Source organism: Pseudomonas sp. NFACC16-2 (assembly GCF_900119205.1).
In the GTDB taxonomy this organism is placed as follows: Bacteria; Pseudomonadota; Gammaproteobacteria; order Pseudomonadales; family Pseudomonadaceae; genus Aquipseudomonas; species Aquipseudomonas fluorescens_Q.
On sequence record NZ_FPIX01000001.1, the window covers coordinates 372630 to 385471 of the forward strand.

The window sequence follows — 12842 nt, forward strand, 5'->3', positions numbered from 1 at the left end:
GCAGTCCTCATTTTAGGTTCCAGTGCTTGCGTAAAAACGTACCGATGCAAACGATGGCCTCGCGTGCTTCCGCCAGCTCGGCGGCGAACTGTTGGAAAACGTGGAACATTTGCGGCCATACCTGCAGCTCAACCGCAACCCCTGCTGCGCGGGCCTTGGCGGCAAACAGCGTGCTGTCGTCCAGACCGGTTTCGCGGTCGCCGACTTGGAGCAGCAACGGCGGCAAACCGGTCAGATCGCCATGCAGCGGCGAAGCTAAAGGGTCGAACGGATCGCCGTCCTTCCCCAGATACTGCGCGGCCAGGGCAACAATCATTGGGCGTTGGTGAATGGGGTCAGACTCGGCACGGGTCAGGTAGCTTTCGCCGCTGGCGCTGAGGTCGGTCCAGGCCGACAGCAACACAGCGGCGGCCGGCAACGGGCGGCCTTTGTCGCGTAGGGCCAGCAAGGCCGCGGCGGCCAACCCACCACCTGCGGAATCCCCCGCGATGGCCAGTTGATCGGGTTCAAAACCCTGGGCCACCAACCAGTCGTAGACCGCAAGTACATCAAGCAGGGGTTCGGGAAAACCATGCTCAGGCAGCAGGCGATAATCGACACCCAGGATCCTGCAACCCGCGGCCACAGAAAGGCGCACCATCAGGTCATGGTGAGAGGTGAGCGAGCCCATTTTGAATCCGCCGCCATGCAGATAAATCAACACCTGCTGCTCGGCGACACCGGGCGTTTTGATCCAGCGCACCGGCACACCGTTGGCGCTGGCGTCTTGGGTTTCACACGTCAGCTTATCGGCCCAAAACAAGTCATCCCAATCGCGGCGCAGGGTTTCAATCGGCGTGTGCCGACGCCAGCGGCCGTACACGGTCTGGATGCGGGCAATTACCCGTTCCACCGCCTCGCTTTGAGCGTGCATCAGCAACCCATCCCGCCAGAGACACCAAGGGTTTCGCCGGTAATAAAACTGGCGTCACGACTGGCGAGAAACACCACGGCAGCCGCCACTTCATTCGGCTCGCCCAAGCGCCCCACCAGGGTGGAGGCCTCCATGGCCGCCAACAATTTTTCACCGCCACGGTCGAGGGCTTTGCGCAGCAAAGGCGTATCCACTGGTCCTGGCGCGACCACATTGACAGTGATGCCATAACGGGCATTTTCCCGGGCAATGGATTTACTGAAGGCGATCACGCCGCCCTTGGCAGCGGCATACACGGCGCCACCTTTGGAGCCCTGACGGCCAGCCTCTGACCCGACATTAATGATTCGCCCGTAACCGGCCGCCTGCATCGCCGGTAGCGCGGCGTGGGTTGAGGCAAATACGCCTTCGAGGTTGACCGCCAACAAGTAGCGCCACTGCTCCACCGTGGTTTTGGTGAAGAAGTCATGCTGGTCATAGCCAGCGTTGTTAACCAAAATTTCGAATGGACCTAGCATGGTCACCACACGCTCTACTTCGAGCAGGTCGGTGACATCCAGGCGAACGGCCAGGCCGCCCACTTCATCGGCCAGCCGCTCGGCGCTGATCATATCCTGCGCGGCAATCACTACCTTGGCGCCCTCGGCTGCCAGACGCCGAACGATGGCTTCGCCAATACCTTTGGAACCGCCAGTGACAAAAGCCCGTTGACCGGTCAATGCACGCATGGTCATTGGCCCTCGAACTGCGCGGTGCGCTTTTCGATCACCGCCGCCAGCCCTTCACGCACATCACGGGTGCGGCACAGCTCGGCAACGGTACGGCTTTCTTCCGGCATCGCGGCATCGACGCCAAGACCAATGCCCGCCCACAGCAAACGTTTAGTCGCGGCCAAAGCCAGGGGAGCGGCCTCGGTCATCTGCTGGGCGTAGGCCATGGCGGTAGTCTGCAACTCAGCATCTGCGACGACTTGGTTGATCAAGCCCATTGCGAGCGCTTCCGGGGCTTTCACCACCGGGTTCATGAGCAACATTTCAGTGGCTTTGCGTGGTCCTACCAAGCGCGGCAAGGTCACCGACAAACCAGCGTCCGGCGCCATGGCCACGCGAGTGGCGCCGGCAAGAAACTTGGCTGACTCACCCGCGATCACCACATCTGCCGCACACACCAGCCCCATGCCGCCGCCACCCGCAGCAAAGCCCTGCACAGCGGCAATTACCGGCGCATCCAAATGGATCATGGCGCTGATGGCAGCCTGCAAATACACCGTGGCTTGGCGGATGTACTCCGGTAAATCGTCACCCTTGCCGACAAAGGTATGCACATCGCCGCCGGCGCAGAAGTTAGCGCCGGCCCCGGTGAGCAACACCACGCGCACACGCCGTTCGCCATGGCAGCGCATCAGCGCCGCGATAAGGTCTTGCAGCGTGGGAATATCCAGACCATTGGCGGCGTCCGGGCGATTCAGGTGCAAGTGGGCAACGCTGCCATGCAAGCTCAGCAGCACGAAGCCGGAGGTGATCAACAGTTCAGGCTGGCTCATCAAAGGGCACTCAAATCAGGAATGAAAGGGTGTAGAGGGCTTTGTCGGTGTTGACCAACACCACCTTTTTTGCAGGCCATGCGCAGGCCAACTGATTCGCGGCGCGCCAGACTGTTTCGGCCCGCAGGTTGGGCTCGAAGACCCTGGCGTTGGCCGTCACGCGAATTTCGTCGCCACCGGTTTCAACGCTTCGTACTTTAGGGATGGAGGGCGCGCGTCCAATCGTCGTTTTGGACGAATTTCGTTCGAACCATTGGTCAATCGACCTTTGCGGCTCGAGGCGGAATCGGAATACCGCCCATCCCTCCCACGACAAAGCGCATTCCCTGTACGGAGACTTCAGCCTCGATGCTTTTGATCCTGGGGGATGGAGGCCTTAAGCGCGGTGGCAACTCGGCCCGTGACATACAGTTCGCCATGCAGGCGCGATTGAGGTGGCGCAGGGATGCCGGCAAGCCGCGAAATGCTGGATAGACACACCTCCAGGGCACGCGCTTCGGGCAATGCCTCGCCAGCGCAAACACCCTGCAACACGCAGAACATTGCCAAGCACGTGTTACGCAGGTCCTCAAACTGAAAAAAACCTCGCTGTTCACCTGTCTGCAGGATCGTTTCCAGCTCAGCGTCATACTGCGATCTCAGTTCGCTGACCTGCGCCCTACCCGCTTCATCAAGGCTACGAAAATCCAGCTGAACGATGCGGCTTTCAGCCCGCCTTGCGTAATGAAAGCTGACGTAGACACTCACAAAGCGTTGCAGCATCCGCACACTGTCCAAGCGCTTTGGGCGTTGTTCCAACCAGGTAGAAAGTAGGTCTTCCAAGAACTCACAGTGCACATCCAAGAGCAGTTGACCTTTACTTTCGTAGTGGGTGTACACCGAACCGGAGCGCACCCCGAGCGCCGCCGCGAGCTGGCGCAACGACATGGCCTCGAAACCCTTATCCGCCATCAGGCTCACAGCCTGTCTTTTGACTTCTTCCACCCTGCTCATATTTTTCACGCCCTCTGCTGATTTCTGAGGGCGCTCAGAGTCTGCGCGAGGTGTCTGGGTCAACTCGTCGGTTCCGACGGTTTTGCAGCGGGTGAAGAAAATTGTCCGACCGGGGGCATAATCGCTCAAGGACGGCGCTTACAAGCAACCCCCCATGGATTTCCAAAAGTGGATTGGCACGATGAAAAATTACTAACTGATTCATTGAGTTAGCTCGTCGCTGCGCCAGCTCGCCGGCGGCGATGCAGGCCGGTGCCAGCGGGCGTCCGGAAGCCTCGAAAGTGATGACGATAAAAAGCGATGGGCTGGCCGAGGCCCTATCTCGTCGGAAACGACGACAGGTAACCCGCCGTGAAGATTGAAAATAACCCAAACAAAACCCGGCGGCGGATAACCGGGAACAACAAACTGGAGTGCTCCATGAATCAGAATGTTCTGTTCATTACCGGTGCCGGTAGTGGCCTCGGGCAACTCAGCGCCAAGCGCGCGCTGTCCGATGGCTGGGCTGTCGCAGCCATGGACATCAACGAAGCCGGCCTCAACCAATTGGGCTCCTCACCCAGGCTGCTGAAACTGGTAGTTGACATCACCGACCCCAGCGCTGTGGAAGCAGCGGTCGAGCGCTGCGAAACCGAGCTGGGCCCCATCACCCGACTGACCAACGCCGCCGCAATCATGCCGCTGGGGCTGCTGATGGAACAGCCGCGCGAGGTCATTCAGAACATCATGGCGATCAACTTCGGCGGCATGGTCAATCTGTCCAAGGCCGCACTGCCGAAGATGATCGCCCGTGGCCGCGGGGAGTTCGTCAGCTACGCCTCCATGGCGGGTCATTGGCCGATCATCTACATGGGTGCCTACAACGCCGCCAAACATGCAGTCACCGCCTACACCGAAGTGCTGTTCCACGAGACCCGCAACAGCGGAGTGCGCATCGTGTGCGTGTGCCCACCCATCGTTGCCACGCCGCTACTGGATCAAGCCAAATCGACGGTATGGCCAAAGATCTTCGACGTGTTCCCGCCTATTACCGCCGAAGTGGTACTGAACAAGATTGAGCGTGTACTCAAGGGCAACAAATTGTGGGTGTTTCCCGGACCGATGACTGCCATGTCCTGGAGACTGCGGCGCTGGATACCCAACATCCTGTGGTGGACTGTGCATCAGGTCGAAAAAATCTAAAGCTGTTGGGTGCGCTTCGCGCATCCGTCGGTCTGCGCTTGATAGCCTTGGTGCATACAGCCCCATGCATGGAGCGCGACCACCCTCACAGATTCGTCGGATGCGACGATACCGCCGCTCCCCGCTGTTTCCACAATAGCTGCCAGGCCGCTACGCATGGGCGTTGCGGACCTTTATTGAAACAGCGAAGGAGCACCATCGATGTCCGAAACCAATGCAGCAGAGTTTCCCACCCATAAGTTTGTCACCCATCGGCGCACCATCACCGAGACCGACATCGTCAATTTCGTCAACCTCACGGGCTTTCATGAGCCCTATTTCATCGACATGGAATACCTGAAGGCCAACATGTCCGGCGCCCACCAGAACCGCTTTGCCCCGGGGCCAATGATCATCTCCTACTCGATGGGTTTAGTCTCACCGATTCTGATGAAGGTTGTCGCCGACGTCCTCGAAGGCCATGCCGTGGGCAACTTTGCAGGCATGACTGGGCTGCAGGCACGCATTCATTCCGCCGCATTCCCTGGTGACACCTTGCACGTAGAAGGCGAAGCCAAGATCAAAGCCATCAGCAGTAGCGGCTTTACCATTCTCGACCTGCTGCACGTTACCAAAAACCAGCGTGGCGAAAAGGTCGTGGAATTCACCGAAACCGTACTGTTTCACAAACCCGGTACGACTGAGTAAACCGCACTTCCCCCCGCTCGCTCCCCCTACCTCGTCAGCGCATCAAATTTTCTCGACATGGGCGGGTTGCCCGCGAGCGGCGGCAGAACCTTATGTTGCGGCCTGCTGTATCAACCTTGCCCTCCTGCCCTGACGGGCGATCTCGCTACGCGCATGCACCAGACTAGCTCGTGTCGATGCGCGTAAACGGACTTGCGCACCCATGCTGCATCGCCACAGCATAGGTGCGGAAAACGTCAGACAGATGCCCTCACACTCTCAGCACGGGTCGAATGGCCAGTCGCCTGAAGCCTTCCCATAGAATTGCCTTGCTCGGCAAAAGCCTTCGCCTGGGCTACATGAAAATGCCGGCCATTAAGCAAAAAGTGCGACAGCGCGGGAATCAGCACCAGCGCAGCCAGCATGTTCCAGAGGAACATAAACGCCAGCAGGATCCCCATATCGGCCTGGAATTTGATCGGGGACCATACCCAGGTGACTACGCCCACCGCCAAGGTGACGCCGACCAGGGCTACCATCTTGCCAGTAAATTGAATGGCCCGACGGTATGCCTGCTGCAGGGAGAGTCCCATACGCTGGCCTTCCAACTGGACGCTGAGCAGATACAGGGCGTAGTCCACCCCGACGCCAACGCCGAGTGCAACCACTGGCAAGGTGGCCACCTTAAGGCCGATGTTCAACTGCACCATGAGCGCTTCGGCCAGCAGGGAAGTGAGCACCAACGGTAGGAGGGCCACCACTACAGCACGCCAGCTGCGGAAGGTCATCAGGCACAGCAAGGCAACGGCGAAATAGACGGCCAGCAACATTTCCAACTGCACACTTTTCACAACGATGTTGGTCGCCGCCTCGATGCCCGCACTGCCGGCAGCCAGCAAGAACTGGCGGTCCTTCACACTGTGTTGTTCCGCGAACTCGCTTGCCACCTTCAGCACAGCATCCAGCGTGGCGGCTTTATGGTCTGAAAGGTAGGCCAAAACAGGCATCAGTGAGCACTCGCTGTTGAGGAACTGGGAGTTCCACACCAAGGCATTATTGACCTGCGGCCAGAGAACCCCCTTATTGTCGCTGATCGTGAACCACTTCGGACTGCCTTCGAAACCACCAGAGGTGTAGGCTCGTACCGTATCGGCCAGCGAGGCGGTGGCCTGGACGCCAGGTACTTGGGACAGCTGCCGGGCAAGTCGGTCAGCCTCGATGAGAGCCTCGTACGAGCCACACTGGTCTGCGGGCGTCTTTATCATGACTGCAAACACATCGCTGGAGACGCCGAACCTCGAAGTAATGAAGGTGTTGTCGCGGTTGTAACGCGAGTCGGGACGTAGCTCAGGGCTGCCGGCGTGCAGATCGCCTACCTGCAGTTTGCTGCGTTCTACCAACGCCAACACCGTAAGGCCCAGCGCCACGGCAATCGCCAGGACAGCCCAGCGGCGCTCGGTGAAACGGTCGAGGCTGTTCCAAACCCGATCGATGCCCAGCTTATGGATAGTCGTATCGTGCTCGATGATGTGTCGACGCGCCGCTTCCTGGCTGATACCGGTAAACGACAGCAGCACCGGCAGCAGGATCAAGTTGGTGACCACCAGCATGGCGAAACCGAGGCTAGCCGACAGTGCCAACTCGCGGATGATCGGAATATCCACCAATACCAGCACGGCAAAACCGACGCCATCGGCAATCAGCGCGATCAGCCCCGGCAGGAACAAGCGACGGAAGGTATAGCGGGCAGCGACCCAGGGGTGGGTACCACGGGCGATATCCTGAGCAATGCCGTTCATTTTCTGAAGGCCGTGGGATACGCCAATGGCAAATATCAGGAAGGGGATCAGGATGGTGAAAGCGTCCAGGACACCACCGAAGGCGATCACCAGCCCCTGCTGCCAAAGCACCGCAATAACCGAACAGAGCAGCACCAGGGCGGTGCTGCGAACACAGCGGGTGTGGAAGTAGATGATCAGCGCCGCCACCAACGCGGCGACAATGAAGAACAGCATAACCTTGTAGATGCCATCGATCATGTCACCGGAGATTTTGGCGAATCCGGTGATGTAGATGCCGAGATCTGCCCCCTCGTACTTGACGCGAATGCGTTCGAGGGCCTCGGACAAGTCCTGGTAACTCAGCGGCTGGCCGTCCACGGTCGCCAGCAATGGAATCTCGATCATGCTGGAGTGATAGTCGGTGGAGATAAGACTGCCCACCACCCCCGCACGGGCGATGTTCAAACGCAGTTGTTCGATAGTCTCGGGAGAACCATCGAAGTTGCCCGGCATCACAGGACCGCCGACAAACCCCTCCTCGGTGACCTCGGTCCAGCGCACCACAGGCGTCCAGATCGACTTGACCCAGGTCCTGTCTACGCCCGGGATACGGAAAAGTTCATCGTTCATCTGGCCGAGCGCCTTCAAGTATTCGGCATCGAACACGTCGCCCTTGCGGTTCTCGACCACAAAGCGCACGGAGTCGCCGAGCCCGCGCAGCTGGTCGCGGTTGTCCAGAAAGTTGCGAATGAAGGGATGACCGTGCGGCAGCATCTTGTCGAAGCTGGTGGTCACCGTCAGGTTACGTGCCTGCCAGGCTGAGAGCAGCGTGGCGATGACGCAGAAGGCAATGATGAGCAGCCGATGGTTGAAGATCATGCGCTCGAAAAAGTTGCCGGAAAGCCGGTTAAATAGCGCGGGATCACGGATGACGCTCATCAGTCCCGCGCCTTCATGCTTGCTGTCGATCATCAGGTTCTTCTCATTGTTGTAGAGGCAGCGATCAGAGGTCTTCGACCCTGATCCCCAAGGCACCGACAAGCGCCAGGCGGCTGTCGCCCAGCAGAACGGCACCGTAGTAAGGCATCGGCTGGCTCAGACGCAGCGGCTTGAAAATCCGGGCTCCGTCGTCACTCAACAGCGCCTCTCCACTCTGCGCGACTACAAGTAGACGCTGCGCGCCGAGCGGCAGTACCCGCATCAGATTGCTGCCCAGTGGCAACGTGGTGCGACTCCAGCTTTGCCCCTGATCCGCGCTGCGGAAGAAGCTACCGCGCATCCCATAGGCATAGACCTCGCCCTCGGTCGCAGTAACGCCGAACAAGGTGCCGTTGTAGGGCGTATCTATCGAGACGAACTGCTCGCTCTGTGCATCGCGACGCCAGACATGGCCCTGCTCTCCAGACAGGTACAGCTGGCCATTGCGCCCCGTGACAGCGTAGAAGTGCCACTCCTGTGGGTTATTGGTCAGATGCATCTGCGGAAGCCAGCTACGCCCACCATCCTCGGTAGCGAAGATGCGATTGAAGGTGCCGACCACATAACCGTGAAGCTCGTCGGCAAAGTAAACGTCGAGAAATGGCTGGGTCTCATGATCGACCGCCAGCCGCTTCTCCTTCTCCAGGTAACCCGCTGCGTCCGCCACTCGAGCGGCGCTCGCGGTATAGAAATCGATGGCCAGCTGGCTGGCCTGCAGGCCATCGAGCTGTTTCTGCCAGGTGGCTCCAGCATCATCGCTGTGCAGAATCACCCCACCGTGCCCTACGGCCCACCCTTGGGTCGCATTGGCAAAAGCAACAGCGACCAGATCCACACTTACCGGAACCTGCGCCTGACTCCAGCTGCGCCCTTGATCGTCGGAAAACAGGATGGCTCCACGCAGGCCAACGGCGACCAGACGCTCACCGGCGCGGGTAATCGCCAGCATCGGACCGGCAGCCATGCGCTCGCTATGCACGGCAGCGACCTGTAGCGGAGGTTCGAACGCGTGCACAAAGGGCGTCGCCAGGGACAAGCAGACAAATAGCAGACGCCCGAGAATCGAGCGAGGCAGAGGGGCAGAATAAAACAGTATTCCAGCAAGCATGACAAACCTCACTTCAGGGCTTTCGAAACGCACACCCATCAGGAACGACCGTCCGCGCGCGCAGGCGATCGCTCCTGGTAGTCGACTCGACCTGTCAGAACGTGGTCTTGAAGGTCAGAGATACCCAGTCACGATCCCAGTACTTACCCAGGGAGGAGTTATTCAGGCTGCCAGCACCGAGCTCATCATCCGAATGCTTGGAGATGAAACCGTTGTACTTCAGATCAACGCTGTACTGGGCATAGATGTCCGCAGACACGCCCATGCTCCAGGTGCCCTGCCCTTCGTTGCTACCGAACATGACCGGCGAGTTACCGTGCAAACCGATATCGACAAACAACGGCATGGACAAATCGATTCCCGGCATTACCTGGTACCAGGTCGGCCGGAACATCAGAGACGCGCCTAGAGCATCGCGAGTCTGGCAGGCAATCTTGGTGGCGTTATGGTCGTCGGCGCAATTGTAGCCTTTACCATTGTACGTCTGCGCGTTCTCGGTGACTTCGTCCAGATAGGAGTAGTTCAGCTCGGCGGTCAAGGAAGCAGCATCATAGAACGGCGTCTTACTGAAGTAGGCCACACCGTTGAAAACGCCGGACCACAGTTTGCCGCGTGGCACCCAAGTATCCGGGGCGGTACCTTCCGGCACGAAGTTAGAAAGCGGCGTAGTAGCCAGCACCGCATCCTCTCGGTAAGTAATGTCGGTACCCCAGGAAATACCCCAGACCTGCTTGGACAGGCTCACGCCGTATAACTTCTCCCGCTTGTTCGAGGAGTAGTCGATACCCGCTCCCGCCGGAAAGGCACCCACACCGGGAATGACCACCATCTTGGTCAGCACCAGCTGTGGGAAGCGGTTGGTGTACTCGCGGTAATAGAAACCCAGGGTGCCATCGAGCCACTGCGGCGACCAGCGGGCCGAAATGCCCCAGTCGCCGTGTTTCTTGTCCGGCTCATCGGTGACCTCAAAGGGCAAGCCGAAGACACTGCCCCCACTGCCCAAGCTCAAGCCATCGATCGCGCCAAAATAGGTACCGCCATTGGGGACCAGCATCGGCTTCCAGTCCAGGAGGTACTGCGCGGCAACGGTCAGATCCGGCTGCAACTGGGCGATCATGGATACCTGGTTGAGCGGTTTGAACAGTTCCTTGGCCTCGGTGCCCGGCGTGGCGAGCGCCTTGCGGATATCCACCGGGCCCTGCTGGTAAGACACGCCGTTGACGAAGGAGAACAGCGATTCGCCCCAATACACGTTATGTTGGCCGGCCTTGAGGTTGACCGGCACGCTGCCCAGGTCGAAGCCGGTAAACACGAAGGCATCCAGGATCTCGCCAGAGGGGCCGTTGTTCCAGCGATCGGTGTAGCGGCTGTAGTTGTCGCCGTCACGTCCCGCACCGTTGCCAGCACCACTGGCATCGAGTGCACGGTCTCCCTCGACATCACCGTCATAGGCCTGATCGTACCAGCCACTGGCGCTCAGACGCGCACCGTGACGGTCTTTGTAAACGAAGTCCATCTCAGTGAGGATATCGACACGATTGGTGACCACGTCGCCGGCATCGGAGAACTTGCGGTCGGACTGGTAGGCCGTCACATCGCCCGCGCCCGCGTCGTTTCCACAAATATCTTTATCGCAGTCATTCACCCGAAAACCCACGTTGTAGCGCACGGTGTTATCCCAGCGCAGCGACATATCAGGATTGCCGAGATCGACCGTAACCGCATTTGCCGGCCCAGCCACACAAAAAACCATCATTGGCGCGACCAGCAGGTTGCCGCCCGCTGCCCGGTATCGACTTGCCATCTTCATAGATTTGGCTCCTTCTTGTTATTTATTAGCCCATTCGCACATACCGAACATCGCGGCGGAACACTCCTGGCAGAGGAGCATGAATGCCCCGTACGATGACTACTGGCAGACGACGTTACGCTCCACAGCCCCCACCCCTGTCGTCGGAACCGACGAATCCAGTTAGCGGGACGTGAGTCGATAGAAGTGGCCATAGGAAGCCCGGAAACAACAAGGCCCGCCGAAGCGGGCCTGTCTGCTGCCATCCATCGTCCAATACATCGGATAGGCCGGCATCTGCACCTTGGTAGGGGCACCTCCGGCCTCCAGCGATCCTTTTTGCAGACAGCACAAGGCCGCACCCGAAACGGATTGCGGCCTGTACCGTTATTCATTCAACGGATACCCGTCTGCCCCATGTTTTCGGGGGACCAGGTGGACTCCGGGGGTTTGCCAATCGCTGCGTAGCCGCCCCCCTTGAAACCCGTAAAGGACGGCAGAATGTAAGCACCTCGCTCCAGATCGAACGTCAGCGTATTGTCCGGAATCAGTCCATAGCCGTACACATAGTTCGGGATGGTCAGCATGCTGTCGATGCGAATCAGCTTTCCGGTGACATCGTAGCTGTCGGCAGTACCGGCCCCGCTCGCATCTTCATCGATGTAGAAGCGCCGCTTGGGTAGCAGATGACGGAAGCCCGGTTTCAGCGTGGCCTCGACCACCCGCACACGGTGCAGCTCCCAGCGGATGCACTCCGGATTCGGGAAACTCTTTGTGAACAGCTTGTCTTCCGAGCACGCCTTGTAGTCGTAGACGGCGAAGTTGTTGTAGTTGATCAGCTTCTCCTCCACTCCCAGATACTTGAAGTCGTAGCGATCCTGTTTCCCCAGGATCAAACGCTGCTGATCCATGGTGGTGATGCCGCCCGCCACTGGCGACGGTGTGTCATAAGCCAGATCCGGGGCCAATTTGACCCGACGCTGGCCAGGAAGGTACTGCCAAGCGCGCTGTTCGCCGCTGACCTGGTAGCGTGCCAGCGTCTGCTCGCCGTTACGCCGGGCCGGGTCGTACACGAAGAAGCGTACGCGCCAAAACTCGGCACCGCTGCCTTTCGGACCGTTGTCGGTGGTATCCAGAAACTCGCTGGATTCCAATACCTTCAATGCATTCAGCAAAATCCGCCGAGCACTACCATCGACCAGATAGGATCGGGCGTTAGCTTGCAAGGGCGGGGAGTACTGCAACTGGTGGTTCCAGATCACTTCGTTGCCGGTCTTCGGCAGCGGGAACGGCAGACCCGCATAGCAGCCCTCGATACTGACCCCGGCGTTGGCGGTCTTACAGGCGTCCACGTTCTTGCGCGTATTGTCCTGATAGGTTTGCGGGAAACGCACAGTACGCCGAGTCTGGTACACATTCATCTTGTACTCGGGGTAGCGCGCGAACAGCGCCTTTTGCCCCTCGGTCAGGCGCTCGGCGTACTGGGAAAGGTTCTGCGGCGTGATGGTAAATATCGGCTTATCGTTCCACGGATCACAGAAGTTGGTCGGCTCGTCCTTGTCGTAGCAGGCTGGCAGGCTGAGCGGCTCGTCCGAGTACGCCGGGATGCTGCCGTCGGCATTACCGCTACGCTGCGCACCGAACGCCGTCAGCTCAGCCCCACCCAATTGCCCGGCCTCGCTGGCGAAAGCTGATTGAACGGCGCCGGCCAGGACGGCAAGCGCCAATACGCTGGCTAGGTTGCTTCGCTTCATGTTTCCCTCTCTTGTTATATTCATCGGGTGGCGCCACCGTGGCAGCACCAGACTAGGGGTCAACGGGCTCGAGGACTTTCGCCCAGTACCCGCAAGCATTTCAGGCATTGGTGCAATCCGTCCGCCCCCAAGCTA

At 59.3% G+C, this 12842-nt stretch carries 11 protein-coding genes; 2 read left to right on the top strand and 9 right to left on the bottom strand.

What is annotated here, in order from left to right; genetic code table 11:
• Positions 1 to 7 precede the first annotated feature (7 nt).
• The 5 genes from BT116_RS01460 to BT116_RS01475 form a co-directional block, all read right to left on the bottom strand.
• A complete protein-coding gene (locus tag BT116_RS01460) occupies positions 8 to 913 on the bottom strand; it encodes an alpha/beta hydrolase fold domain-containing protein (protein ID WP_072339379.1) in 906 nt (301 codons plus the stop codon).
• Positions 913 to 1641: an SDR family NAD(P)-dependent oxidoreductase gene (locus tag BT116_RS01465; RefSeq protein ID WP_086936774.1), complete on the bottom strand. Its 729-nt coding sequence runs from the start codon at positions 1639 to 1641 to the stop codon at positions 913 to 915. The genes BT116_RS01460 and BT116_RS01465 overlap by 1 nt, the downstream gene beginning before the upstream one ends.
• Positions 1642 to 1643: 2 nt before the next feature.
• Positions 1644 to 2456 (bottom strand): enoyl-CoA hydratase/isomerase family protein, encoded by an 813-nt coding sequence (locus tag BT116_RS01470; RefSeq protein ID WP_170845908.1) that lies wholly within the window; start codon positions 2454 to 2456, stop codon positions 1644 to 1646.
• Positions 2457 to 2466: 10 nt separating this feature from the next.
• Positions 2467 to 2616 (bottom strand): hypothetical protein, encoded by a 150-nt coding sequence (locus BT116_RS30960; RefSeq protein ID WP_161951733.1) that lies wholly within the window; start codon positions 2614 to 2616, stop codon positions 2467 to 2469.
• 179 nt (positions 2617 to 2795) lie between these two features.
• Positions 2796 to 3578, bottom strand: coding sequence for a TetR/AcrR family transcriptional regulator (locus tag BT116_RS01475; RefSeq protein WP_139209408.1), 783 nt, complete (start codon positions 3576 to 3578; stop codon positions 2796 to 2798).
• 291 nt (positions 3579 to 3869) lie between these two features.
• On the opposite strand from BT116_RS01475, the gene BT116_RS01480 reads away from it, so the two are divergent.
• Both BT116_RS01480 and BT116_RS01485 read left to right on the top strand, forming a co-directional pair.
• Entirely contained in the window at positions 3870 to 4631 is a 762-nt protein-coding gene (locus BT116_RS01480) for an SDR family NAD(P)-dependent oxidoreductase (protein WP_072339383.1), read from the top strand.
• 201 nt (positions 4632 to 4832) lie between these two features.
• Complete coding sequence (locus tag BT116_RS01485; RefSeq protein WP_063321836.1) at positions 4833 to 5318, top strand: MaoC family dehydratase; 486 nt, start codon at positions 4833 to 4835, stop codon at positions 5316 to 5318.
• A 236-nt stretch (positions 5319 to 5554) separates the two neighbouring features.
• Here the strand turns inward: BT116_RS01485 and BT116_RS01490 are convergent, their stop codons facing one another.
• The 4 genes from BT116_RS01490 to BT116_RS01505 form a co-directional block, all read right to left on the bottom strand.
• Positions 5555 to 8050 (bottom strand): efflux RND transporter permease subunit, encoded by a 2496-nt coding sequence (locus BT116_RS01490; protein WP_072339385.1) that lies wholly within the window; start codon positions 8048 to 8050, stop codon positions 5555 to 5557.
• A gap of 31 nt (positions 8051 to 8081) precedes the next feature.
• On the bottom strand, positions 8082 to 9164 hold the full coding sequence (locus BT116_RS01495) for a WD40/YVTN/BNR-like repeat-containing protein (protein ID WP_072339934.1): 1083 nt from the start codon (positions 9162 to 9164) through the stop codon (positions 8082 to 8084).
• Positions 9165 to 9258: 94 nt separating this feature from the next.
• Positions 9259 to 10974, bottom strand: a complete 1716-nt coding sequence (locus BT116_RS01500) for a DUF1302 domain-containing protein (RefSeq protein ID WP_083569083.1) — start codon at positions 10972 to 10974, stop codon at positions 9259 to 9261.
• A gap of 374 nt (positions 10975 to 11348) precedes the next feature.
• Positions 11349 to 12707 (bottom strand): DUF1329 domain-containing protein, encoded by a 1359-nt coding sequence (locus tag BT116_RS01505; protein WP_072339390.1) that lies wholly within the window; start codon positions 12705 to 12707, stop codon positions 11349 to 11351.
• Positions 12708 to 12842: the final 135 nt, after the last annotated feature.

Coding starts and splice junctions, on each gene's coding strand:
- BT116_RS01485 (WP_063321836.1), top strand. CDS start 4,833: ATGTCCGAAACCAATGCAGCAGAGTTTCCCACCCATAAGTTTGTCACC.
- BT116_RS01505 (WP_072339390.1), bottom strand. CDS start 12,707: ATGAAGCGAAGCAACCTAGCCAGCGTATTGGCGCTTGCCGTCCTGGCC.
- BT116_RS01480 (WP_072339383.1), top strand. CDS start 3,870: ATGAATCAGAATGTTCTGTTCATTACCGGTGCCGGTAGTGGCCTCGGG.
- BT116_RS01490 (WP_072339385.1), bottom strand. CDS start 8,050: ATGATCGACAGCAAGCATGAAGGCGCGGGACTGATGAGCGTCATCCGT.
- BT116_RS01495 (WP_072339934.1), bottom strand. CDS start 9,164: ATGCTTGCTGGAATACTGTTTTATTCTGCCCCTCTGCCTCGCTCGATT.
- BT116_RS01465 (WP_086936774.1), bottom strand. CDS start 1,641: ATGCGTGCATTGACCGGTCAACGGGCTTTTGTCACTGGCGGTTCCAAA.
- BT116_RS01460 (WP_072339379.1), bottom strand. CDS start 913: ATGCACGCTCAAAGCGAGGCGGTGGAACGGGTAATTGCCCGCATCCAG.
- BT116_RS01500 (WP_083569083.1), bottom strand. CDS start 10,974: ATGAAGATGGCAAGTCGATACCGGGCAGCGGGCGGCAACCTGCTGGTC.
- BT116_RS01470 (WP_170845908.1), bottom strand. CDS start 2,456: ATGAGCCAGCCTGAACTGTTGATCACCTCCGGCTTCGTGCTGCTGAGC.